General features: G+C 69.9%; 19 protein-coding genes. 7 read left to right on the top strand and 12 right to left on the bottom strand.

What is annotated here, in order from left to right; translation table 11 throughout:
* From ACOJUJ_RS15695 to ACOJUJ_RS15665, 7 genes are all read right to left on the bottom strand, one after another.
* The coding region (locus ACOJUJ_RS15695) for a HEAT repeat domain-containing protein (RefSeq protein ID WP_420127837.1) at positions 1 to 611 on the bottom strand (611 nt) is incomplete at its 3' end.
* A 4-nt stretch (positions 612 to 615) separates the two neighbouring features.
* Positions 616 to 2,598, bottom strand: coding sequence for a methyl-accepting chemotaxis protein (locus tag ACOJUJ_RS15690; RefSeq protein WP_420127836.1), 1,983 nt, complete (start codon positions 2,596 to 2,598; stop codon positions 616 to 618).
* The gene (locus tag ACOJUJ_RS15685) at positions 2,595 to 3,023 is read right to left on the bottom strand and encodes a chemotaxis protein CheW (RefSeq protein WP_420127835.1); all 429 of its coding nucleotides are present in this window, start codon (positions 3,021 to 3,023) and stop codon (positions 2,595 to 2,597) included. Before ACOJUJ_RS15685 ends, ACOJUJ_RS15690 begins: the two co-directional genes overlap by 4 nt.
* Positions 3,020 to 3,406, bottom strand: a complete 387-nt coding sequence (locus ACOJUJ_RS15680; protein ID WP_420127834.1) for a response regulator — start codon at positions 3,404 to 3,406, stop codon at positions 3,020 to 3,022. Before ACOJUJ_RS15680 ends, ACOJUJ_RS15685 begins: the two co-directional genes overlap by 4 nt.
* Positions 3,396 to 5,366 carry a chemotaxis protein CheA gene (locus tag ACOJUJ_RS15675; RefSeq protein ID WP_420127833.1) on the bottom strand — a complete coding sequence of 657 codons (1,971 nt, stop codon included), beginning with the start codon at positions 5,364 to 5,366 and terminating at the stop codon, positions 3,396 to 3,398. The genes ACOJUJ_RS15680 and ACOJUJ_RS15675 overlap by 11 nt, the downstream gene beginning before the upstream one ends.
* A gap of 599 nt (positions 5,367 to 5,965) precedes the next feature.
* Positions 5,966 to 6,199 (bottom strand): RagB/SusD family nutrient uptake outer membrane protein, encoded by a 234-nt coding sequence (locus ACOJUJ_RS15670; protein ID WP_420127832.1) that lies wholly within the window; start codon positions 6,197 to 6,199, stop codon positions 5,966 to 5,968.
* 81 nt (positions 6,200 to 6,280) lie between these two features.
* Positions 6,281 to 6,982 (bottom strand): GntR family transcriptional regulator, encoded by a 702-nt coding sequence (locus tag ACOJUJ_RS15665; protein WP_420127831.1) that lies wholly within the window; start codon positions 6,980 to 6,982, stop codon positions 6,281 to 6,283.
* A 561-nt stretch (positions 6,983 to 7,543) separates the two neighbouring features.
* Between ACOJUJ_RS15665 and ACOJUJ_RS15660 the strand changes: the two genes are divergently transcribed.
* Positions 7,544 to 9,826 (top strand): DPP IV N-terminal domain-containing protein, encoded by a 2,283-nt coding sequence (locus ACOJUJ_RS15660; RefSeq protein ID WP_420127830.1) that lies wholly within the window; start codon positions 7,544 to 7,546, stop codon positions 9,824 to 9,826.
* A 183-nt stretch (positions 9,827 to 10,009) separates the two neighbouring features.
* On the opposite strand, the gene ahcY is transcribed toward ACOJUJ_RS15660, so the two are convergent.
* Both ahcY and ACOJUJ_RS15650 read right to left on the bottom strand, forming a co-directional pair.
* Entirely contained in the window at positions 10,010 to 11,428 is a 1,419-nt protein-coding gene (gene ahcY / locus ACOJUJ_RS15655; protein ID WP_420127838.1) for an adenosylhomocysteinase, read from the bottom strand.
* Between the two features lie 521 nt (positions 11,429 to 11,949).
* On the bottom strand, positions 11,950 to 12,903 hold the full coding sequence (locus ACOJUJ_RS15650; protein WP_420127829.1) for an ArsR/SmtB family transcription factor: 954 nt from the start codon (positions 12,901 to 12,903) through the stop codon (positions 11,950 to 11,952).
* Between the two features lie 618 nt (positions 12,904 to 13,521).
* On the opposite strand from ACOJUJ_RS15650, the gene ACOJUJ_RS15645 reads away from it, so the two are divergent.
* Complete coding sequence (locus tag ACOJUJ_RS15645; protein WP_420127828.1) at positions 13,522 to 13,953, top strand: hypothetical protein; 432 nt, start codon at positions 13,522 to 13,524, stop codon at positions 13,951 to 13,953.
* Positions 13,954 to 14,017: 64 nt separating this feature from the next.
* Here the strand turns inward: ACOJUJ_RS15645 and ACOJUJ_RS15640 are convergent, their stop codons facing one another.
* Positions 14,018 to 14,464, bottom strand: a complete 447-nt coding sequence (locus ACOJUJ_RS15640; RefSeq protein WP_420127827.1) for a PCYCGC motif-containing (lipo)protein — start codon at positions 14,462 to 14,464, stop codon at positions 14,018 to 14,020.
* A 450-nt stretch (positions 14,465 to 14,914) separates the two neighbouring features.
* On the opposite strand from ACOJUJ_RS15640, the gene acs reads away from it, so the two are divergent.
* The 5 genes from acs (at position 14,915) to ACOJUJ_RS15615 (ending at position 20,859) form a co-directional block, all read left to right on the top strand.
* On the top strand, positions 14,915 to 17,014 hold the full coding sequence (gene acs / locus ACOJUJ_RS15635) for an acetate--CoA ligase alpha subunit (protein WP_420127826.1): 2,100 nt from the start codon (positions 14,915 to 14,917) through the stop codon (positions 17,012 to 17,014).
* A 104-nt stretch (positions 17,015 to 17,118) separates the two neighbouring features.
* Positions 17,119 to 18,339, top strand: coding sequence for an AAA family ATPase (locus ACOJUJ_RS15630; RefSeq protein WP_420127825.1), 1,221 nt, complete (start codon positions 17,119 to 17,121; stop codon positions 18,337 to 18,339).
* Complete coding sequence (locus ACOJUJ_RS15625) at positions 18,336 to 18,917, top strand: DUF4276 family protein (RefSeq protein ID WP_420127824.1); 582 nt, start codon at positions 18,336 to 18,338, stop codon at positions 18,915 to 18,917. The genes ACOJUJ_RS15630 and ACOJUJ_RS15625 overlap by 4 nt, the downstream gene beginning before the upstream one ends.
* A 25-nt stretch (positions 18,918 to 18,942) precedes the next feature.
* Positions 18,943 to 20,613 (top strand): AAA family ATPase, encoded by a 1,671-nt coding sequence (locus tag ACOJUJ_RS15620; protein ID WP_420127823.1) that lies wholly within the window; start codon positions 18,943 to 18,945, stop codon positions 20,611 to 20,613.
* A gap of 90 nt (positions 20,614 to 20,703) precedes the next feature.
* Positions 20,704 to 20,859: a hypothetical protein gene (locus ACOJUJ_RS15615; RefSeq protein ID WP_420127822.1), complete on the top strand. Its 156-nt coding sequence runs from the start codon at positions 20,704 to 20,706 to the stop codon at positions 20,857 to 20,859.
* Between the two features lie 586 nt (positions 20,860 to 21,445).
* Here ACOJUJ_RS15615 and ACOJUJ_RS15610 read toward each other — a convergent pair.
* Both ACOJUJ_RS15610 and ACOJUJ_RS15605 read right to left on the bottom strand, forming a co-directional pair.
* Positions 21,446 to 21,973, bottom strand: coding sequence for a DinB family protein (locus tag ACOJUJ_RS15610; RefSeq protein WP_420127821.1), 528 nt, complete (start codon positions 21,971 to 21,973; stop codon positions 21,446 to 21,448).
* Positions 21,974 to 22,137: 164 nt separating this feature from the next.
* Positions 22,138 to 23,004: a M12 family metallopeptidase gene (locus ACOJUJ_RS15605; RefSeq protein WP_420127820.1), complete on the bottom strand. Its 867-nt coding sequence runs from the start codon at positions 23,002 to 23,004 to the stop codon at positions 22,138 to 22,140.
* Between the last annotated feature and the right edge of the window lie 192 nt (positions 23,005 to 23,196).

Genomic DNA, 23,196 nt, shown 5'->3' with positions numbered 1-23,196 from the left:
TCGCCCAGCTCGCCGATCGCTTCCACCGCGGCGGCGGCCAGCATCGGGTCCGCCATGGCGGCGGCCAGCGCGGGAAGGCCGCGCGCCGCCCCCAGCCGGCCCAGGGCGAACACCGCCGCCAGCGCGCGCCACGGATCGCCGCCGCTCACGGCGCGGGCCAGCGCCCCCGCGGAGCGTGGGTCACGCAGCGAGCCCAGCGCGTCCGCGGCGGCGGCGGCCACGTTGCTTTCCCCGTCCTCCAGCGCCGCCTCCAGCCCGTCGCGCGACGCGGGGTTGGCGGATTCGCCCAGCGCCGAGGCGGCCAGCAGGCGCACGTCGCCGTCCGCGTCGTGGCGCAGCAGGCGGTCCAGCATCCGCAGCGCGCCGGGAAGCGCGCCGGGCGCCGCCATGGACGCCAGGAGCGAGCGGGCCGCGTTGCGCCGCCCCGCGTCGCCCCCGTCGCGCAGTGCCGCCTCCAGCGCGGGGAGAAGAAGGCGCGCCTGCGGCAGCCGCGCGGCCGAGGCCAGGGCGCGCTCGCGGATCCAGGGGCGCTCGTCGGCGGCCGCGGCCAGGAGCGCCGCGACGGCGTCGTCCCCGCGCCCCTCGGCCAGCAGGGTGGAAGGATCGGTCATGCGGTCAGACACGGAAGCGGCTCACCAGCTCGGTAAGGCGCGCGGCCTGCGCGGCCACGTCCTCGGCCGCCGCGCGCGACTCGCGCACCGAGGTCTGCGCCGCGCGGGCGCCCTGCGCGATGTTTTCGGTGGCGCGCAGGATCATCTCCCCGCCCCGCTTCTGCTCGGCCGTGGCGGCAAAGACTTCCTGCGTCTGCTGGTTCATGTTTTCCGTGGCTTCCACGATCTGCCGGCTGGCCACCGACTGCTCGCGGGTGGCGATGCGCACCTCCTCGGCCACCCGCTGGATGTGCTGCGTGGCCTGCTGGGCCTGCCGCGCGGCCAGGATCTGCTGCTCGGTGGCCAGCCCCACCTCCTGCATGAGCTGGCTGGTGCGGGTGGACGAGGTGACGATGCGCTCCAGCGCCCGCGACGCACCCTCGGCCAGGGTGATCCCCTGCTGCGTGCGCTCCGCCAGCGCGCCGCTGCTTTCCACCGCCGCGTTCACCCCGCCGCGCACGGAGCGGATGGTGTGGCCGATCTCGCGCGCCGACTCCACGGAGCGCTCCGCCAGCCGCCGGATCTCCTGCGCCACCACGGCAAAACCGCGCCCGTGCTCGCCCGCGCGGGCCGCCTCGATGGCCGCGTTCAGCGCCAGCAGGTTGGTCTGGTCGGCGATGTCCTCGATGGTCTCCGACACCTGGCCGACCGACTCGCCCTGGTCGCCCAGCGCCCGCATGCGCTCCGTGAGCCGGTTCACCTCGTCGTGGATGCGGCGCATTCCCTCCACCGCCTGCCCCACCGTGTCGCCGCCGGTGGTGGCCGCCGACTCGGCCTCGGCGGCGATGCGGCGCGTTTCGTCCACGTGCCGCCCCACCTGCTGAATGCTGGCCGCCATCTCTTCGATGGTGGACGACGTCTGCTCCACCGCCGAGCCCAGCGTTTCGGCGCTGGCGGCGGTGTGCTCGATGGACTGCCCCATCTCGGCGATGGAGGAGCTGGTCTGCTCCACCGACGCCGCCAGCGACTCGGCGCTCCCCGCCACGCGGGTGATCTGCGCGGCGATCTCCTCCATCGACGTGGACGTCTGCTCCGTCGCGGCCACCTGGTCGTCCACCGTCTCGGCCAGGCGCTGCGAGGTGGCGGAGATCTGGTCGGCGGCGGCGGCGGTCTGCACGGCGGCGGTGTTCACCCCGCCCACGGCGGTGCCCAGGTCGCCCGACATGCGGTTCAGGGTCTGGATCAGCTCGCCCAGCTCGTCGCGGTTGGTGGTCTGCAGCCGCCCGGTCAGGTCGCCCTCCGCCACCCCGCCGGCAAAGCGCACGGCCTGCAGCAGCGGGCGGCTGATGTGGTTGGCCAGGAACCACGCGGCCCCCAGCGCCACGGCGATCCCCAGCAGGGTGAGCCAGATGGCGGTGTCGCGGGCCGCGGTGGTGGCGGCGCGCACCTCGGCGCGGCGCGCGATGGCCAGCTCCTGCGCCCGCTCGTCGAAGCGCCCCAGCACGGCGCGGGCGCGGGTGGCGCCGCGCCGCCCCACGCCGCTCTGAAAGAAGTCGACGACGGCGTTCATCCCCGGCCCGCCCGGCAGCAGCGTGGCGCGCCGCAGCGCCATCCCCGGCGTGGCGACAGAATCAACCCAGCTGGCCGCCAGCGCCGCCACCGAGTCCAGCCGCGCGCGCTGCAGCGGGTCGCGCACCAGGCGCCGCGTCTCGTCCTGGTAGCGGCGCACGCGGCCGTCGGCCTCGGCGTACATGGACAGCGCCGTGTCCTGCCCGCTGAGCAGGTAGTCGCGAAACGCCAGGGTGCGGTCGGCGATGGCCATCTCCAGCTGCGTGGCCGCGCGCCCCACCCCCTCGGCGCGCTCCGACTCGGCGTCCAACCCCGCCACCCGCCGCCCCTGCGCCGCCACCGCCGCGGCGATCACCGCCATCAGCAGCAGCACGGGGACGAAGCCCAGCAGGATCTTGTTGCGCACCCGCACGTTTCCGAACCATTCCGCCAGGCTCATGTCGCCTCTTCGCCCAGTACGCGTTCCAGGTGCAGAAGCGCCACGCGGCGCCCGGGCACCGGCACGGCCACGCCGGCCAGCCACCCGGGCGGCAGCGCCGCCTCCGCCTCGTCGGGCGGGGGCTCGTGCGCCCCCTCCTCGCCGTCATCCACCAGCCCCACCACGCGGTCCACCAGCAGCCCCACCGCCTCGCGCCCGCGCGCCCACACCACCACCAGCCGTCCCGCCGCGCCCACGGGCGCCAGCCCCAGCCGCGCGCCAAGGTCCACCACGGCCATCACCGTCCCCCGCACCTGCGCCACCCCCCGCACGCCGTCCGGCGGAAAGGGAACGCGGGTAAGCGGCGGCGGGCGCAGCACCTCGCGCACGCGCCCCGCGGGAATGCCGAACTCCGCGCCCCCCACCGATACGGAGAGGGTGCTCACCCCGCGCCGCCCAGCCGTTCGTCCAGCGCCGCCAGAAGCTCCGCCGGCTGCCACGGTTTGGGAAGGAATCCGTTGGCCCCGGCCGCCCGCGCGGCTTCGCGGTCCGCCTCGGTGGCCTCGGTAGAGCAGACCAGGACGGGAACCTCCGTCATCCCCAGCTCGCTCCGCAGCCGGCGGACGAACTCCAGGCCGTCCATCCCCGGCATGTTGATGTCCACCACCATGCCGTCCACGTCGGGCTCGCGCGCGGCGGCGTCCAGCCCTTCGGCGCCGTCGGCGGCAAAGGCCAGCTCGTAGCGGGGGCCCAGCACCATGCGGTACATGCGCACCATCATGGGGCTGTCTTCCACCACCAGCAGCCGGCGTCGCCGTTCATCCCCCACCCGTCCCTCCCCGGTACAGGTCCACGTTCATCTCCAGCATCTGCGCGGGATCCAGCAGCAGCACCACCTGCCCGCGCGCGTCCACCACCGCCCCCGACACCCCGCGCGGTGCGCCCAGCGCGGCCGGCAGCGCCCGCACGGGAGCGGCGTCCTGCCCCAGCAGCCGTTCGGCGCCCAGCGCCGCGGCCCGCGCGCCGCGGCGCACCACTACCACAAAGCGCGGGTCCGGCGCCGCCTCCCAGCCGAACAGGCGGTCCAGGCGCACCAGCGGCACGGCCTCGTCGTGCACGGCGACGGTTTCCGCGGGCCCCACCCGGCCGGGGGTCCCCGCGCGCACCGCTTCTTCCACGTCCAGCGCGGAGATGGCAAAGGTCTCGCCCGCCGCTTGAAAGAAGAGGACGGGGACCAGCGCCACGGTCAGCGGCACCAGCAGAACAAAGCGCGTGCCGCCCTCTTCGCCCTCTTCCACCCGCACCTGGCCGCGCAGCTGCTCCACGGCCTCGCGCACCACGTCCAGCCCCACGCCGCGCCCCGACACCTCGTCCGCCTCTACCCGCGTGCTGAAGCCGGGGCGAAAGAGCAGGTCGTCCACCTCCTCCGGCTCCAGCTCCGCCTCCGCGGCAACCAGGCCAAGGGCACGACCGCGCGCCTCGATGCGCGCGCGGTCCAGCCCGCGGCCGTCGTCCTCCACCTCGATGCGTACGCGGTCACCCTCCTGCGCGGCGGAGAGAAAGACCGTGCCCGTCTCCGGCTTCCCAGCCGCGCGGCGCTCTTCCGGCGTCTCCAGCCCGTGGTCCACGGCGTTGCGCACCAGGTGCTGCAGCGGGTCCAGCAGGGCGTCGGCGGTGGCCTTGTCCAGCTCGGTGCCTTCGCCGCGCAGTTCCACGCGCACCCGCTTGCCCCGCGCGCGGGCCAGCTCCGCGGCCACGGGGGGAAAGCGCGAGAACACGCGCTCCACCGGCACCAGCCGCAGCGCGGTGGCCGAGCGGCGCACGGCGGATGCCGCGGTGTCCAGCCCTTCCAGCCGCTCCGCCAGCGCCCGGCGCAGGCCCGCCTGCTGCAGCGGCCCGGCGAACTCCGCGGCCCAGGCGCGCAGCCCTTCCACGGCGCGCGCCAGGTCGTCCACCTGGCTCAGCAGCGGGTCCAGCCGCGCGAACGGGATGCGCAGCGTCTCCTCCCGCACCCCCGCCCCGCCGCCGGTAGCCGCGGATGCGGGTGACGATCCCGAAGCGGATGCCGATCCCGAAGATCCCGAGGCCGCCGTGGATCCCGAAGATCCCGCCGATCCCGCTGCTGCCGAGGATCCAGACGATCCCGATGCTGCCGATGCCGCTCCCGCCGCGGCATCCTCCGTCTGCCCTCCCGCTTCCACCTGCGCAGGCGCGGATGGTTCCGGCCCCGGACCGGCGGATGCCTCCGCCGCAGGCGCATCCGCGCGCGCTTCCCCGATGTCGCCCGGCACGTCAGCGGACGCCGATGCCTCCGCGCCGGTCCCGGCCCCCACCTCCTCGTCCGCGGCTACGGCGGGTGAGGCGGAGGGCGCGGCGAGAGCGTCCGCCAGCTCCGCGCGGAGCGGGGGTAGGGGCGCGAACGCCTCATCCTGCGCGGGCGACCCGGCGGCCTCCAGCGCGCCGCGCAGGGCGGCGGCGGCGCGGTGCAGCACGTCCAGCGGCAGCGCGGCGGGCGAGGCGGCCTGCTTGAACGCGTCCTCCACCCCGTGCACCAGCTCCTGCAGCGGACGCAGCCCCAGCATGGCCGCGTTCCCCTTGAGCGTGTGCAGCGCGCGCATCAGTTCGGCGCGCTCGGCGGCCTGGGGCGCCTGGCCCGCTTCCAGCACCGACAGCGCGGCGTCGAGCCGCGCCAGCTGGGCGCGGCCCTCGTCGCGAAAGTCGCCAAAGAGCTCGGAAAGGTCCAGCAAGTCCGACAGCGTGCCCTGCCCGTGGCTGGTTGGAGTCTGCACCCACAGGGAAACGGTTCCCCCTATGCAAACGTTCGACCACGAGGCCGGGAACGGAAGATCGGGTGGGTGTGCCTCGTGCCATTTTCGCCGTTAAGCGTTCGGGGAGCATGAAAATGACACGGAACAGAACGCGACGACAGCAGAGAAACTGCTGCGCTTCGTGCTTCTGCATCTCTCTTTTCACCTCCGTTCCTCTGTACTCCACCCTCTTTTGCGATCCGAACCCATCGGCGAGTTCTGAGGTGTGCGCCGAAGCCCGCGGGATCAGAGGCCCGCGTGAATCCCAAAGCTTGAGTCGAAGGAAATTCCACAAAACGATGGCCCATACCAGATCCTAAAATGGAATCGTTCTACAGAGGAACAGCGTGAGACAGAAAGCGAGCGAGCGGACAGATCATCCCGATTCCTCTCCCTCTCTTTGACGCCGTTCTTCTGCACCGAACGTTCGGTTTTCTGGATTCAGTATCACACAAAATCCGCGGAGGCGGCGAAGAACAACTCCGTTGACTCCGTGTGAGGCATATCCGTTCAGCAGCACGAACAAGCCGCCGCGCCCGGATGGACGCGGCGGCCTGTTCATCCACCGGACCGGCGCGAGGTCAGCCGCCGATGTTGGGGTTGTTGAAGCGCTCCACGTTGGGAAGCGGCAGGCACTTGGTGCTTCCGTACGTGCCGCCCTTGGCGGAGGCGGTGCCCGTGGCCGGCTCCAGCGCCAGGTTGAAGCGGGTGGCGTCCCACAGGTGGTGCCCTTCCAGGAACAGCTCGCGGCGGCGCTCGTCGATCAGCAGCGCCAGCACCTCGGTCTGGCTGGTGCCACCGCCGTACGCGCCCACGCTCTGCGTCGCCCGCCGCGGGACGGATGGGGTGCGGCGGAGGGAAAACGCCCGCGTGGGGCGAAGGGATGTCTTTCCTGGCTACCAGCTGCCGCGTTCGCCCATGCGGTCGATCACGCGGGCCAGGCGCTCGGCGGCGTTGCGCCAGTTCACCTTTACCGCCAGCTCCGCGGCCTGCGGGTCGCCCTGGCCGATGCCGTGGACGATGGCCTCGTGCTCGGCCAGCGAGGCGTGGATGTGGCCGCCCAGCGCGGTGCTGTACAGCCGGCGGTAGCGTTCCGCCTGCGGCTTGATCACGGCGTGCATGGCCTGCATGCGCGGCCCGCCGCAGGCGTCCACGTACGTCTGGTGAAAGCGGGTATGCAGGTCGAACAGGCGAGACGGGTCCGGGTTGCCGGCGTTGGAGGCGAGGAGAAGCTCCTCGTTGGTGTGCTGCATGGACGCGGCGACCTGGTGGCGGTCGCCGCCGTCGCCGCGCGCCACCCAGTGGGCCGCCATGGCTTCCAGCTCGCCGACGATCCAGAACAGCTCGCGCCCGTCCTCGCGGGTGAGCGGCGCCACGGTGAGCATCGTCCGCCTTCCCCCGCGGCGGGCGACCACGTAGCCCTCGCCCTGCAGCCGGTGCAGGGCACTGCGGATGGGCGTGCGGCTGGTTCCCAGCCGTTCGGCCAGCTCGCTTTCGATCACGCGGCCGCCGGGCGCCAGCTTGCCGCTGACGATCAGTTCGCGGACGTGTACGTACGCCGTGGAGGAGCCATCCCGCGCGCGGGCCGCCGACGTCATCGGTTTCCGGGCGCTGCCTGGCGTTCCGACATGGGTGGACCGTGGGCTGGGGGTGCCGGACGGAAGAGCGGGAGGGTGCGGCGGATTGGATACAATGTTGGACACAGTGCTGCGCGCCAGCCATTCGCGCAAGTGTGCCGTTGACTGGCGCGGAGAGCCGCGATGCCGGCGGCCCCACTCCCAACCCCGGAGCAACCTTATGCGGATCAAATTGCACCAATACAATGTGACTGCATCATCGATACGATTCCACCCCTCCCCGACCGGCATGAGCCACGTGGCCCGGGCTTCCGTCCGGACCGCCGGTGAAGCCCGCTCTATCTCGCGATCCTGGACAAGCTGGCGAATGCGATCAGCAGCGGATCGGTTGCTCCGGACGACCGGCGCCCGACTCACCGGAAGCTTGCGCCGGGGGCTTCGCCGGGCATGGCGACGCGAGCGTGCGACCAGGCGGAGCGCCGCAGCCTGGTGCAGGATCACGGGGGATGCCAGGCCGGTGGCGTAGCCGTGGCGCGATCCAATCTCACCCTTCCCAATCCACCGATGCGACTTCTTTCTACGATGCGCCCTTGCGCGAAGCTCGTCCTGGTCCTGCTGCTGGGGGCGAGCACCCGGTCGCTGGCACAGCAGCCGGCGTCCTCTCCCGCTGCCGTGGAGCCGCCGCCGCCCGGAGCGGGATCCGCGGCGCGTCTCGCGTTCGCCCGGGCCGTGAGCTACCCCGGGCGCTTCATCCAGGACGGCGACATGCAGCTCCCCCGCACCGGCTACGCCGTCACCCCGGGCCAGGTGGGCGCACCGGAGTGGTTTCGCGACGGAGCACGCATCGTCCGCTGGTCCACGTCGGGACCGCACGCGGGGACCTTTGTCATCGTGAACGCGCGCGCGCGCACCCAGGAGCCGGTGCTGCCCAGCGCCGACCTCAGGGCGCAGCTGGTGAGCCTGCTGGGGCGGGAGATTGAGCTTCCGGGCGCGGTCGTGGGAATCAACTTCGCGCTGCGGCCGGACCAGCAAGGGGTGTACTTCCGGCTGGGCGGACGCCCCTTCTCGCTGGGCTTCGCCGACCGCCGCGTGGCCGCGGCCGACTCGGCCGATCCGGCGGTGATGGCCCTGAGGCTGGGCAGGCTTTCGCCCGACGGCCGGCGGGTGGCGTTTGCGCGGGGAGGAGGGCTGGCCGTCTCCGGGGCGGAGGGGACCATCGCCGAGCGTGCGGGAGACAGGGACTACGGCTGGATCCTCCCGGAACAGGCCTGGTCGCCCGACTCCCGGTTCCTCCTGGCCCTGCGCGTGGACCAGCGGAGCGTGCACCGCATCCCCATCGTCGACTACCGCACGCCGGTCGAGTCCGTCACCACCGCACCCTACAGCAAGGCGGGAACGCCGCTCGCCCGCACCGAGGCGTACCTGGTGGAGGCGGCTACCGGACAGGTGAGGCAGCTTCCCGCGCTGGACGAGGGATACGTCAACCCGGCCGGGTGGCGGCCGGACGGGAGCGAGGCGCTCCTGCTCCACCGCTCGCGCGACGGCAAGGTGCTGGAGCTGAGGGCCATCAACCCCGTGACCGGAACGATGCGGACGGTGCTGCGGGAGGAGAACCGCGCCAGCTTCGTCGCCGACCTCAACTTTGACGCGGACGGCTGGCGCAGCCAGCTCACCCCGCTCCCGGACGGCTTTCTGTGGGCGTCGGAGCGCGACGGCTGGCGCAACCTGTACCTGTACGGGTGGGATGGCCGGCAGGTGCGGCAGGTGACCCGCGGACGGCGGGTGGTGCACGAGGTGCCGCGCGCCACGTCGCGGGAGGTGTTCTTCGTGGCGTCCGAGGACGGCGATTCGCCCTACGACCGGCACGTGTACCGCGCGCCACTGGGCGGCGGGGCGGCCCGTCGGCTGACGCGGGCGCCGGGCGTGCACGCCGCCAGCGTGTCACCCACGGGCGCGTGGTTCGCGGACGTGCACTCCTCGCGCGAGCGCCCGCCCGCATCCGAGGTGGTCGCGGCCGGCGGGGAAAGCCGCTTTACCTACCTGCAGGCCGACCCCGCCGCGCTGCTCCGCACCGGGTACCGGCCGCCGGAGGGGTTCACGGCCCTGGCCGACGACGGGTCCACGACGATTCACGGCGTCATCTTCAAGCCGTACGACTTTGATCCGTCGCGGCGCTACCCGGTGATCAACTTCATCTACGGGGGACCGTTCCTGGCGGTGGTACCCCAGGGCTACGCGGGATGCTTCTGCACGCCGGGAAGCGGGATGGACGACGAGGCCCACGCGATGGCGCAGCTGGGCTACGTGGTGGTGATGGTGGACACGCGGGGCACGCCGGGGCGCGGCAAGGCGTTCCACGACGTGACCTACGGGCGCATCGGCACGACGGAGATCCCCGACCAGGCCACCGCCATCCGCCAGGCCGCCGCGACCCGCCCCTACATGGACCTGGACCGGGTGGGCATCTACGGCGCCTCGTGGGGCGGATACTACGCCCTGCGCGCCATGCTCACCGCCCCGGAGTTCTACCGCGCCGGGTACGCGTTCGCCCCCGGCTCGCCCTGGGAGGATGCGTCCGTCAACGAGCCCAACCTGGGGCTTCCGGCCTCCGACTCCACGGTGTACCAGCGGGCCGCGAACGAGCCGCTGGCCGCCAACCTGCGCGGTGCGCTGCGGATTGCCCACGGCACCAGCGACGCCGACGCCCCGCTCTCCGCCAGCATGCGCATGGCCGACGCGCTGATCCGCGCCAACCGCCCCTTCGACATGCTCATGTTCCCCGGCCAGGGCCACAACCTGGAGCGCGCGCACGCCGAATACCTGCTCGGCGACCTCATGCGCTTCTTCGAAACCCACCTCCGCTGACCCAAACAACACGGAGGCGCGGAGATGGTCTCCGCGCCTCCGTATCTCCGCGGCGGCGAGGGGTCGCTCCCCCGCCCCGCTTCTGACGTACTTCCGTACTCTCGTACTCTCGTACTCTCGTACTCTCGTACTCTCGTACCCTCGTACCCTCGTACCCTCGTACCCTCGTACCCTCGTACCGGCCTAGTACCGGTAGTGATCCGGCTTGTACGGCCCCTCAAGCGGCACGCCGATGTACTCGGCCTGCTTGGGCGACAGCTGGGTGAGCTTTACGCCCAGCTTGTCCAGGTGCAGGCGCGCCACCTTCTCGTCCAGCTTCTTGGGCAGCACGTACACCTTGCGCTCGTACTGCTCGTTGTTGGTGTGCAGCTCGATCTGCGCCATCACCTGGTTGGTGAAGCTGGCGCTCATCACGAACGAGGGGTGGCCCGTGGCGCAGCCCAGGTTCAGCAGGCGGCCCTCGGCCAGGATCATCACGCTGTGGCCGTCGGGGAACACGAACTCGTCGTACTGCGGCTTGATGTTGATCCGCTCGATCCCCTGCTTCTTGAGCCCGGCCATGTCGATCTCGTTGTCGAAGTGGCCGATGTTGCCCACGATGGCCTTGTCCTTCATCCGCGACATGTGCTCAAGGGTGATGATGTCCTTGTTGCCCGTCGCGGTGATGAAGATGTCGGCCGTGGACACGACGTCCTCGAGCGTGGTCACCTGGTAGCCTTCCATCGCGGCCTGCAGCGCGCAGATGGGATCGATCTCGGTGATGATGATGCGGGCGCCCTGCCCCTTGAGCGCCTGCGCGCACCCCTTGCCCACGTCGCCGTAGCCGCAGATCACGGCCACCTTGCCGGCCAGCATCACGTCGCTCGCGCGCAGAATGCCGTCGGTGAGCGAGTGGCGGCAGCCGTACAGGTTGTCGAACTTGCTCTTGGTGACGCTGTCGTTGACGTTGATCGCCGGGAACAGCAGCGTTCCCGCGTTCATCATCTCGTACAGGCGGTGCACGCCGGTGGTGGTCTCTTCCGAAACGCCGCGGATCTCGGCGGCGATGCGCGTCCAGCGGCCCGGCGCCTGGGCGATGGTGCTGCGCAGGGTGTCGAGGATGATCCCCCACTCCTCGGGCTCGTTCTCGGCGTCAAAGGCCGGGATCACGCCGGTCTTTTCGTACTCCACGCCGCGGTGGACGAGCAGGGTGGCGTCGCCGCCGTCGTCCAGCAGCAGGTTGGGGCCGCTGCCGTCGGGCCAGATGAGCGCCTGCTCGGTGCACCACCAGTACTCCTCCAGCGTCTCGCCCTTCCAGGCGAACACCGGCACGCCCTGCGGATCGTCCACGGTGCCGTCACGGCCCACGGCCACGGCGGCGGCGGCGTGGTCCTGGGTGCTGAAGATGTTGCACGACACCCAGCGCACGTCGGCGCCCAGGTCAACCAGCGTCTCGATGAGCACGGCGGTCTGCACGGTCATGTGCAGCGAGCCCATGATCTTGGCGCCGGCCAGCGGGTTCTGCCCCTTGTACTCGTCACGAAGAGCCATCAGGCCGGGCATCTCGTGCTCGGCCAGGCGGATCTCCTTGCGGCCAAAGTCGGCCAGGGAAAGGTCGCGCACCTTGAACGGCTCGCGGCCTGCCTCGGCGGCGGCGGCGAAGGAATGGGTAAGCTCGGCGACTGCGGACACGGTCAGCTCCAGGGTACGGGGTACAGGAAACGGCTTTCTACGACTGCGACGGTGCTACGGGTCGGTGGATCGACGGCACGTACGCGGAGGGATCTCGGCGGTTCGAACGGCGCCGCAGCGCCCCCTCCGCTCACTTAGGCTCGCACCTCCCCCAAAAAACCCTGGGGGAGGTTGGGTGTTGCCGATGGATCGCGGCTCGGCGACGGGCATCGAACTGGCGCCGGACGGTGTGCCCCTCCCCCGGCCCCTCCCCGTTCGTTCCTCACGGAGAGGGGAGAAGTTCGATCCCGCTGCGACAGGGTCTTTTTGCCGTTCTCCCTCCCCCACGCAGTTTGTGGGGAAGGGCCGGGGAGGGGGGCGCTCACCATCCCGCGCCAGCCTCTCCGCAGCGCCCCACGGCCGGGCCGTTTATGCCCTCTCCCGCGCAGTTGGCGGGAGGGGGTGGCGCGCTCTCAGGCGCCGCCGGGGGAGGGCGTCCGCGCGCTGGCGGCGAACAGGCCGGGTCCCTTGGCGGCCGGGTCCGGCGGCAGCGGGACGTAGCGGAACGCGTTCAGCCCGGCCTCCGCCATCCACCCCTGCAGCCGCGCGGACTCGAAGCCCTGCCACACGTGGCCCATGGCCTGGACGTACTCCTCGCGGTCGTGCGGCATCATGTCCACCACCAGCAGCCGCCCGCCGGGACGCAGCGCCCGCGCCGCCTGGGCCAGCGCCTCGGCCGGATCGGTGACGTAGTGCAGGACCAGGAACGCGATGGCGGCGTCCAGCTCGCCGTCGGCGACGGGGAGCGACTCCAGCTCGCCCTCCCGCGTCTCCACGTTCTCCAGGCCGGCCAGCCGCGCGCGCGCCGCGTCGAGCATCGCCGGCGAGCTGTCGACGGCGATCACGCGGCGGACGAACGGGGCCAGCGACTGCGAAACCTGCCCCGTTCCGCACCCCAGGTCGCCCACGGTCCAGGCGTCGTCCATCAGCCCCAGAAGCCCCAGCAGGTCGGCGCGGCGGCCAAAAAGCTCGGCGCGCAGCCGGTCCCACTCACCCGCGGCGCTGGAAAAGAACTCGCGCGACCGCGTGGACCGCTGGGCCAGCACGCTGCGCAGCCGCTCCGCGTCCTGCCCCGCCGTGCCCAGCGCGGCGACCTGGCCCCGCACCAGCTGCCACAGCTGCCGTGCATCGGCGTCCAGGCGGTCGGCGGGCATGCGGTAGCGGCGGCTGGTGCCCTCGGCCCGCGCGCTCACCCAGCCTTCGTCGCCAAGCAGCTTGAGGTGGCGGCTTACCGTGGACTGCGGAAGCTGCAGCACCTGGCACAGCTCGCCCACCGTCAGCTCGTGCCGCTCCAGCAGCAGCAGCAGCCGGCTGCGCGTCGCGTCGGCCAGGGCCGACATGCGGTCGAAGATCGCGGGGGCGCTCATTGATCCGTTCATCCGGCTGGAAAGATAAAGCACCTTGAGCGTGGGGACAAGGGTGCAGTCAAAACCAGCAGTGGAGGAGCACGAGAAGGTAGGAGAAGCCTTCGACCAGAGGCGATGCGGATTGGACAGTGATCGCCATCTTCTGGTTGCGGACGCGCATGTGCCTGGACGCCGCATACAGCCGGGACCGCCGAGTCCGCGCAGGCCGACGTTGTGATGTTCTAACGGCGAATGATGCCGATTGCGGATCCCATCCGGTGATCTTCCGGTTGCGGACGCCGCGATGCATGGAACGCCGCACACGGCCGGGCCGCCGAGTCCACGGAGGTGGACTTTGTGCAGTTGTAGCGGCGAATTCATTCGCTCCTGCAGGCAGGCGGCACGTTACCGGATCCGATACTCAACGAGCATCATTTGCTCCTGCAGGCGCGCGGTACATCCCCGGACCCCAGAGGGCAAAAAATCCCTCACGCCTTTCGTCATCCATCTCGATCCATCACCGTGCCGTTCAGCCCCCGCCTCAATTCCCCGTGATCGAGCCGCCATCTGGCGAATCGCCGCGCGCGGGTTCAAACTTGGATCCGCATCATCTTGCATCCCTCCTGAACAGAGTTCCCCATGGCGGCATCTCGCGGATCACGGAAAAAGCGGGTCTGGGCCTACATCCTCTTCTTTCTCGCGTTTCTCTTCGGCTCCGGGGTGGTGGAGGGAGACTCGGACTGGAAGGTGAGCCTGTTCTACGCCCTGGTGGCGGGGGGAGTGGCGACGCTGCTGCTGCGGTCCGTGTGGAAGGACGAAGAAAAGGCGGTGGAGATGGCGCGCGGCGAGCGGCAGCTGGCGGTGGTGCGGCTGGCGGAGCGGGAGGACGGGCAACTGACGGTGACGGAAGTGGCCGCGAAGCTGGGCTGGTCGGTCGACGAGGCAGCCGCCACGCTGCGCTCGATGGAGGACGGGGTGCGCGTAACGACCACGGTCACGGACGAGGGCGTGATCCTCTATGACTTTCCCGAGCTCATCCACGACCCGGGCCGCAAAAAGCGCTTGCGTTGATCCCGCGAATGACGAAGGGCGGCGAGGAAACCCTCGCCGCCCTTCGTCATCCATCCCGCCCCCATCAGCCGCCGAAGCGGGTGTCGATGGCCTTGCGGATCTGGCGCAGTGATTTGCCATCCTGGTGCAGCTCGTAGGCAAGCTCCGCCTGGCCGCTGCAGATGCCGCAGGTGCTGGCCATCGTGTCCTCGAAGCACTCCAGCAGCGACCGCTTTTCGTCGCGCTCGTGGCAGTCGCAGTGGCAGTACAGCCCGTCCAGCACGCTGGGAATGCGCGCCGCCATGGTGTACACCTCGCGCGACCGCTCGGGCACCGCATCCGGCGCCAGCACGTTGCGCGCGGTGATTCCCGGCCGCGGCGCGGGGTGCCGCACGCGCTTGGCCGCGGGCGCCGCCGAATGGTGCGCGTGATCCTGAGCCTGGACGGCGTCCGGCGCGAGCCCGCACAGCAGCAGCGCGGCCAGCAGCACCGGCAGGCGAATCAGCGCGCGCAGGAAGAACGAAGTCGGCATCGGAACCTGGATCGAGAGACGTTGGTGACGCTGAAGGATAACGCCCCGCGCGCCATCCGCCTACCACGCGCGAACTTTCACCCGCCGCGCGGCCGGTGCGTTGTAGTCATCCGGCGCCCGCAGGTTCCCCGCCCCGCCGGTTCGGCCCCATCCACCGGCCCCTTGGAGCCCCGCCTCCCGCCGCGTAGATTCGCCCTCGCGTCATCGCGGCGTATTCGGTTCTGATCCGCCATCCGCCCGCGGGAGCGGATGATGGCCATGGAGAAGCTAACCAGTAACGTGCCGTCCGCCGGCAGGAGCGAATAATTCATTCGCTCCTGGCGCGGACTCGGCGGCCGGGCGGCACCCGGCGTCCACGCACCTGAGCGTCCGCACCGGGAGATTACCGGACCAGAGCCGAAATCGAGTTCCGTACTCTCGTACTCTCGCACTTTCGCACTTCCGTCATACATGCTCGACGCCATCCTCCGCCCGCGCTCCATCGCCGTCATCGGAGCGAGCCGGAAGCCCAACACCATCGGCTACCAGATCCTGGAAAACCTCGTCCGCCACGGCTACGCGGGCGCGGTCTATCCCGTGAACCCCACCGCGGCCGCGGTGCACTCCATCCGCGCGTACCCGTCCGTCGAGGCGGTGCCGGACGAGGTGGACATGGCCGTCATCGTGGTCCCCAAACAGCACGTGGTCGACGCGGCGGAGGCGTGCGGGCGAAAGGGAGTGAAGGGACTGGTGGTGATCTCCGCCGGCTTCGCCGAGGTGGGCGGAAGCGGCGTGGAACGGCAGAAGGCGCTGATGGAGATCGTCCGCCGCTATGGGATGCGCCTGGTGGGACCCAACTGCATGGGCGTGCTGAACACCGCGCCCGACCGCTCGATGAACGCCACCTTCGCGCCCACCATGCCGCCGTCCGGCCCGGTGAGCTTCATGAGCCAGTCGGGCGCGATGGGCGTGACGATACTGGACTACGCCAAGGAGTACGGCATCGGCATCAGCCAGTTCGTCTCCGTGGGCAACAAGCCGGACGTCAGCGGCAACGACCTCATCCAGTACTGGGCGGATGACGAACGGACGGGCGTGATCCTGATGTACCTGGAGAACTTCGGAAACCCGCGCAAGTTCACGCAGATCGCCCGCGAGATCACGCGAAAGAAGCCGATCATCGCCGTAAAGTCCGGCCGCACGGGCGCCGGGGCGCGCGCCGCGTCGTCGCACACGGGCGCGCTGGCGGGAACGGACGCGGCCACCGACGCGCTGCTGCGCCAGTGCGGCGTGATTCGCGTGGACACGGTGGAGGAGATGTTCGACCTGGCCATGGCCTTCAGCCACCAGCCGATCCCACGCGGCAACCGCGTGGCCATCGTCACCAACGCGGGCGGCCCCGGCATCATCATCGCCGACGCGTGCGAGGCCAACGGGCTGGAGGTCACCGCGCTCTCCGAGGCGACGACGGCGCTGCTGGCGAAGCACTTTCCCGAGGAGGCGTCGCTGGCCAACCCGGTGGACATGATCGCCAGCGCCACGCCGCAGAGCTACCGCATCGCCGTCGAGGCGGTGCTGGCGGACCCCAACGTGGACGCGGTGATCGCCACCTTCGTCCCCCCGCTGGGCGTGCGCCAGGAAGACGTGGCCGAGGCGATCGTCGCCGTCGCCGCGCAGGCGGACAAGCCGGTGATGGCGGTGCTGATGGGGCGCGAGGGGTTGCCACAGGGCCTGGCGGAGCTGAACGCGGCCGGCATCCCCGGCTACCGCTTTCCGGAATCCGGCGTGCGCGCGCTGGCCGCCATGTACCGCCACCGCCGCTGGCTGGAGCGCCCCGTGGGCCAGGTGCGCACCTTCGACGTGGATCGCGCGGCGGTGGAGCGCATCATCGCCGGCGCGCGTGGCGAGGGGCGCGAGAAGCTGTCGGAGATGGAGGTGATGCGCGTGCTGGAGGCGTACGGCATCCCCGTGGCCCCCTACCGCGTCGCGCGCACGGCGGACGAGGCGGCCCGGGCGGCGGCGGAGTTCGGCTGGCCGGTGGTGATGAAGGTGCTTTCCGAGCGCATCATCCACAAATCCGACGTGGGCGGCGTGATCGTCGGTGTTGAAGATGAAGCCGAGTTGCGCGCCGCGTTCGAACGGCTGACGACGGAGGTGCCGGCGCGCGCGGGGATCGGCGCGGAGCTGGTGGAGGGCGTGCTGGTGCAGAAGATGGTGCGGGGTGGCAAGGAAACCATCATCGGGATGACGCTGGATCCGCAATTTGGCCCGGTGCTGATGTTCGGGCTGGGCGGGATCTACGTGGAGGCGCTCAAGGACGTGGTCTTTCGCGTGCAGCCGGTGACGGACGTGGACGCGGGCGAGATGGTGCGCGCCATCCGCGGCATCCGGCTGCTGCAGGGCGTGCGCGGCGAGCCCGCCAGCGACCTGGGCGCCGTGGAGGAGACCATCGCGCGTATCTCGCAGCTGGTGGGCGACCACGACGCCATCCGCGAGATGGACGTGAACCCGTGGATGGCCTTCGCCGAAGGCGGCGTGGCGGTGGACGGGCGCATCCGGATCGCGGTCTGAAGGGTCGCGCGGCCAGCGGAGGCGGGTTAAACTCTACCATCCGGTTTTATCCGATTATCCGGACTATCCGGCTCCGCGCGATTCCACAGCCTTCTCAGACGATCATGACGTCCGACCCCAGCGCTGGCGTTTGCCTGATTCGGCGGGTCGTCATCCGCAACTACAAGAGCATCGCGGCCTGCGACGTTGAGCTCAGGCCGCTTACGTTCCTGGTCGGTCCGAACGGTTCGGGGAAGAGCAACTTTCTGGACGCGCTCCGGTTCGTTTCCGACGCCCTCCAGGATTCTCTGGGGCACGCGATTCGATCTCGGGGGGGGATCGCTGAGATTCGGAGGCACTCGCGAGATTATCCGAGCCACTTCGGCATACGGCTGGAGTTCGATCTCCCGACAGGAGCTCACGGTCATTACGCGATTACGATTGGCGGGCCCACCTCCCTCCAGAACGAAGAGTGCTTCATCACGGGAGGCGTAGACACGAAGAGCGAAAGACATTTCTTCCGCGTGTCACAGGGAATCGTTCAGGAATCGACGCTCGCGCTTGAGCCGGCCGTGACGCCCGACCGGCTGTTCCTGGTGAATGCCTCCGGGACGCCGGACTTCCGTCCCGTGTACGACGCGCTTTCCGGAATGGGATTCTACAATCTCAATCCAGACATCATCAGGGACTTGCAGACTCCGGGTTTTCGGGGGAGGCTGGCGCGGGATGGATCCAATCTGGTGAGCGTCCTTCAACAGCTGGAGGCCGCTGCTCCTCATCTGAAATCCAGGATCGAAGAATACCTGTCTCAGGTCGTTCCCGGGATTCACGCCGTTGATCCTGTACCCGTTGGTCCTCGGGAAACGCTGGTGTTTGCGCAGCGACTCGCGGACGGCGATCGGCCTTTTCTGGCAAGCAGCATGTCCGATGGCACTCTCCGCGCGCTGGCCATCCTTGTAGCGCTGTTCCAGTCTGGTGCGGAGCATGAGCCGGCGCCGTCACTCGTCGGACTTGAGGAACCGGAAACAGCGTTGCATCCCGCAGCCACTGGCGTGCTCATCGACAGCATGCGCGACGCGACCTCCGTGCGGCAGGTACTTGTGACCAGCCACAGTCCCGATCTGCTCGACAACCCATCTATCGCGGATTCCGAGATTCTGGCCGTGAACGCGGATGAAGGGGAAACTCGAGTAGGCCATCTGGATGAGGCAGGCCGCTCCGTTCTTCGAGATCATCTGTTCACCGCAGGCGATCTGCTGCGTATGAATCAGCTGAGACCCGATCCCGCGAGCCGTGCACTCAGTCCAGACGACCTGGAGCTGTTCGGCGCGGGGGCGACTGCGTGATCCTCCCGATCGTGGAGGGTCATGGCGAGGTTACGGCCGTGCCGATCCTGATTCGCCGGGTCGTCACGCACTACGCTCCCGACGTGTACGCGGACGTGGGACAGGTCATCCGCATCAAACGCACGGGGCTCATCCAGCCAGGCGGCGTGGAGCGAACCATGGAGCTCGCCGCACGCCAGACGCAGCCCACGGACGGTATCCTGATCCTGCTGGACGCGGATGACGACTGCCCGCGTGAAATCGCGGAAAGCCTTTTGGCACGGGCACGGGCGGCACGCCCGGACCGCGCGGTCTGCGTCGTAGCCGCCAACCGGGAGTACGAGGCGTGGTTCCTTGCCGCGGCGCGGTCGCTTCGCGGCAGGCGCGGGCTGGCCGACGATATGGAGCCACCCGCAAACCCGGAGGCGATCCGGGACGCAAAGGGATGGCTGGCGCAGAACACGCCGCGAGGCTTCTCGTACAAGCCGACCATCGATCAGCCGGCGCTCACTCAGATTTTTGACCTCGAACAGGCGTATGCCGCGCGGTCCTTCCAGAAGATGGTGAAGGACGTCGTCTCGCTGGCCCGCCTGTCCTGAACCGTACCGTCCGTCGCCCATCCGCATGAGCCAACCCACGACGCCGGCCGAGCTGTACCAGTTCATCATCGACACGGCGGTCCGCGCGGAGCGCCGCGGCGACTGGCCGGGCCCGGGCAAGATCCTCGAGAGCGTGCAGCGCCACGTCCTGGGCTTTCTGGGCACCCTGGTCCTGTCAGACGGCGAGATCAACGCCGACGAGGCCACGTACCTCAGCAGGATGCTGCGCGCGCAGAACATCATCGACACGCCGGCGGAGAAGGTGCGCCAGCTGATGATGCGGCATGGGGAGACCGGCCCCGAGGCCATGGGCGGATGGGTGCCGGACTACTTTCAGGTGCTCATCAGGGGCGACCGGCAGCGCGGCTCGGTGAACGCCATGAACGCGGCGCTGTGCCTGCGCGAGCTGGGGCTGCAGCTGATGGTGTCGGACGGCGACAGCACGCCGCGCGAGGCGGAGATCATCGCCGCGCACGTCATGCTGCTGCAGCGCGCCTGCCAGACCGCCGGCGTAAGCGAAGAGCGCGACCCCAACGCCCCCGTCACGCCGCAGCAGCCCGCCGCCCCGCAGCAGCCCGGTGCCCCTCCACCGGCCCCTGATGCCGCGCCCCAGGCTCCGTCCGGCGCGCCCGCGGCGGAGGGCGATCCGGCGCTGGTGAAGGTGCAGGCCGCCGGCGGTGAGCCGGCGCCCGCGCAAGCCCCCGCCGCGCCAGACGCGCCCCCCGCGCCGCCGCCGCTCACGCTGGACGAGCTGATGGCCAGGCTCCACAAGCTCGTGGGGCTGGAGAAGGTGAAAAAGGAGGTGGAAACGCTCACCAACCTGGTGCGCGTCAACAAGATGCGGCAGGAGCGCAAGCTGCCCGTGCCGCCGCTTTCGCTGCACATGGCCTTCACCGGCAACCCCGGGACGGGCAAGACGACGGTCGCGCGGCTGCTCGCGCAGATCTTTCGCGCCATCGGTGTGCTGGAGAAGGGGCACCTGGTGGAGACGGACCGCTCCGGCCTGGTGGCCGGCTACGTGGGCCAGACCGCCATCAAGGTGAACGAAAAGGTGGCCGAGGCGCTGGGCGGCATGCTGTTCATCGACGAAGCCTACGCCCTGGCCACGGGCGACGAGGAGGACTTTGGGCGCGAGGCGGTGGACACGCTGGTCAAGCTCATCGAGGACAGGCGCGACGAGTTCATCGTCGTCGTGGCCGGCTATCCGGAGCCGATGCAGAAGTTCCTGGACAGCAACCCCGGCCTGCGCTCACGCTTCAACCGCTTCATCCACTTTGACGACTACTCGCCGGACGAGCTGTTCGCCATCCTGGGGCGGATGTGCGACGAGCACGGCTACAAGCTGTCGGAGCCGGCTTCCGCCTTTGTCCGCACGCTGCTGACGCAGTTGCACGCGCGCCGGGGCGAAAACTTCGCCAACGGCCGCGACGTGCGGAACATCTTTGAGCAGGCCATCGCCAACCAGGCCAACCGCGTGGGGCCCATGAAGGACCCCACCGACGAAATCCTGTGCACGCTCGAGGCGCCGGACGTGCCCCACCACGCCGAGTACCTGGCGGAGCTCAAGCGCATCGAGGAGACCACGGTGCAGGTGGTCTGCCGCTACTGCCAGGAAAAGATGCGCCAGCCCAGGGACCAGGGAACGATCAAGGTTACCTGCCCCAACTGCGGCGAGGTGACCAAGGTAAAGACGTGATGCCCGGGGGTTCTGGACCGGGAGCCCGCGACGATGTATGTTGTCCCGCGCGCCTGAGGCTACGCGAATCGCAAACGAAAGAGAACGAGAATGTTTGTTCCTGACCAGGGCAGTCCGGCCACCGTGGGCAACCTGTTCTTCAACATCGGCGTCTTTGCCCTGATCACGTTCCTGATCTACCTGTCGTGCATGGCAATGGTGCGCATCGAGGACCGCAAGCAGGCCCGCCGCCGCCGCAACAGCTGAGCGGCCGCACGCCCGCGGTTCCGCTCGTGACGAAAGGCCCCGGCTTCGGCAGGCGGGGCCTTTTCGTTTTGTGGTGATGACGCGCGTTGTAATCACGACGGGGTCGCCACCGGCCCGCGTCGCCACACGCTGCACACGGCATCGCCGCGGCCCGCACCCGGCCAAGCGACCCGCCGGTCGAAGCGCTCCGCGCGATCCGCAACCCACCCCTCCCCCGAAGTTGGGGGAGGGGTCGACCGCCGTTGCGAGGAACGAGCAAAAGGCCGGTCGGGGGAGAGGGCCCTTCGCAGCGGGCAGGGCTTCGATGGGCATCACGCTGGCGCCCGACGGTGTGCCCCTCCCCCGGCCCCTCGCCGTCCGTTCCTCACGGAGAGGGAAGAATGCGATCCCGTTTCGAAACCTTCCGAAACGCGCTGCCGTCGCCACAACGCAAACAACCCCTCCCCCGAAGTTGGGGGAGGGGTCGACCGCCGTTGCGAGGAACGAGCAAAAGGCCGGTCGGGGGAGAGGGCCCCGCGGGTCGCGCCGGGGCAGATTTTCGTGTGCGCCACACGATCCGGCCCCGGGACAGATCCGGCTCCGCCCCTCAGAACCAGGGTTCGTCCGCCGTGGGGCCGTAGATGGAGGGCACCCTGGCGTCGGCCATCCGCAGGTACACGGAAAACTGGCCGCGGTGGTGAATCTGGTCGTGGAGCAGGAACCAGAGGAAGTCGATCTTCGGGATGTCGCCCATCGTCTTGGGCGCCACGAAGAACTGCACCGTCTGCCGCAGGTCATCCGCGCTCATCCCGCGCACCAGCCCCACCACGCGCCCGTGCGCCGCCTCGAACGCGTCGACGATCTCGTCCAGCGTCTCCGGCACCGGCGGCGGGGCGGAGGGCGGCGCGGACCAGTCGAAGCCCGTGGTGAGCGCCTTTTCCACCAGTCCCTGCTCCTGCACGAACAGCCACGCCAGGTCGCGCGCCGTCTTGCTTTTCGGGTGCGGCTGAAGGTCCAGCCTGTCCGCGGGGAAAGCCCGCAGCACGCGCACCGTGGTGGCGTGCTCGCGCTCCATGGCGGCCAGCAGCGTCTGCAAGGCGTCCGAGGCCGGCTCGGCGGGGGTGGCGCTCGTCATCCAACGTCTCCTGTGCGAGATATGATCCTGCGCGGAGCCTCAGATTGCGCGTCCCCGCATCGTCCGGCAAGGCCCACCGTTCCGTGCGCCACGAACGACCGAGCGGGCGGAGGACCGTGAGTCCCCCGCCCGCTCGTTCCGCCAGCAAAATCAGCTCAAGCCGATCAGTACAGCGTGTTGACGGTGCTGATGTCGGTGCTGTTCATCCCCGAGCGCTGGCCCATCTGGCTGTCCAGGCCGCGGCGCGAGACGATGGTCGGCAGGCCGTTGGACGAGAACGCCGTGGCGCCGTAGTGCATGATGCTGCCCTCGGCGTACGTGCTGTAGTCCGTGGCGTTGGTGCACTGCTTGGTGAAGTTGCTGGAGTACCCGCTCTGGATGTTGGCCGTGTTGATGATCACGTACGTGTCGCGGTCGCAGCGGGTGTGCTCGTGAAACAGCCCCACCGCGTGCAGAAGCTCGTGGATGGTGTTTCCCGTGCTGCAGCCGCTGGCCAGGTTCACGTACTGCCGCCCGCCGATGCGGCCCACGTTGCTGGAGCAGCCGGTGGACGTGCGGAACTCCACGTAGGCGCTCTGCGTGGTGCGCGCCACGAAGTCGATGTCGGTGTTGGCCTCGATGTGCGCGATGGCGTTGGTGATCCGGGACGGGCTGGGGAAGCCCGAGGGGATCACGTACGGCACCACGCCGCCGGACCAGCGGTAGCTGCTGCCGTCGATGGCCACGCCCAGCCGCGCGCCGTCCTTTTTGCGGGTGCGCACCTCGGCCTCGGTCCGCGACACCCACTCCACGGGCCCCAGGTCGATGTCGCCCTCCCAGATGGCATTGCCGTTCTGGATTTCGTACGTGATCTCCATCGGCTCGCCGTTGCGGCCCATGATCCAGCCGGTCTGCACGGGTCCACGGGTGGCAAAGCCTTCGGGCTGGGCCTTGATCGTAGCCTTGTCGGGGCGGACGGCGGTGCCGGCGTCCTGGCAGGCGGCGGCGATGGCGAGCGCGGCAAGCGCGGCGAACGGGCGTAGCTGGCGCACGGATCCTCCTGGAGTGGTGATATGGGATGATGAAGCGGGATGCCCCCGGCAAAAGGCAATCCGTGCGCCTGTTTTTCGGCGGATAACGCGCATCCCCAAGCTCGATCTGTGTAACGACTTCACGATTTTCCCGGCAGAATAGTCCCGTTCTGCGCTGCACCGGAGTGGAGCGTTCCGCCCCGATCAGGGCGT

Origin of the sequence: Longimicrobium sp. (assembly GCF_048594345.1) — a bacterium.
In the GTDB taxonomy this organism is placed as follows: Bacteria; Gemmatimonadota; Gemmatimonadetes; order Longimicrobiales; family Longimicrobiaceae; genus Longimicrobium.
The sequence above is the reverse complement of the archived record's forward strand: the minus strand, read 5'-3'. Positions and strand labels throughout refer to the sequence as shown.

Excerpts from the sequence above, each read along its gene's own strand:
- ACOJUJ_RS15630 (WP_420127825.1), top strand. The coding sequence starts at position 17,119 with ATGACGTCCGACCCCAGCGCTGGCGTTTGCCTGATTCGGCGGGTCGTC.
- acs (WP_420127826.1), top strand. The coding sequence starts at position 14,915 with ATGCTCGACGCCATCCTCCGCCCGCGCTCCATCGCCGTCATCGGAGCG.
- ACOJUJ_RS15650 (WP_420127829.1), bottom strand. The coding sequence starts at position 12,903 with ATGAGCGCCCCCGCGATCTTCGACCGCATGTCGGCCCTGGCCGACGCG.
- ACOJUJ_RS15620 (WP_420127823.1), top strand. The coding sequence starts at position 18,943 with ATGAGCCAACCCACGACGCCGGCCGAGCTGTACCAGTTCATCATCGAC.
- ACOJUJ_RS15660 (WP_420127830.1), top strand. The coding sequence starts at position 7,544 with ATGCGCCCTTGCGCGAAGCTCGTCCTGGTCCTGCTGCTGGGGGCGAGC.
- ACOJUJ_RS15645 (WP_420127828.1), top strand. The coding sequence starts at position 13,522 with ATGGCGGCATCTCGCGGATCACGGAAAAAGCGGGTCTGGGCCTACATC.
- ACOJUJ_RS15690 (WP_420127836.1), bottom strand. The coding sequence starts at position 2,598 with ATGAGCCTGGCGGAATGGTTCGGAAACGTGCGGGTGCGCAACAAGATC.
- ACOJUJ_RS15665 (WP_420127831.1), bottom strand. The coding sequence starts at position 6,982 with ATGACGTCGGCGGCCCGCGCGCGGGATGGCTCCTCCACGGCGTACGTA.
- ACOJUJ_RS15615 (WP_420127822.1), top strand. The coding sequence starts at position 20,704 with ATGTTTGTTCCTGACCAGGGCAGTCCGGCCACCGTGGGCAACCTGTTC.
- ACOJUJ_RS15640 (WP_420127827.1), bottom strand. The coding sequence starts at position 14,464 with ATGCCGACTTCGTTCTTCCTGCGCGCGCTGATTCGCCTGCCGGTGCTG.
- ACOJUJ_RS15610 (WP_420127821.1), bottom strand. The coding sequence starts at position 21,973 with ATGACGAGCGCCACCCCCGCCGAGCCGGCCTCGGACGCCTTGCAGACG.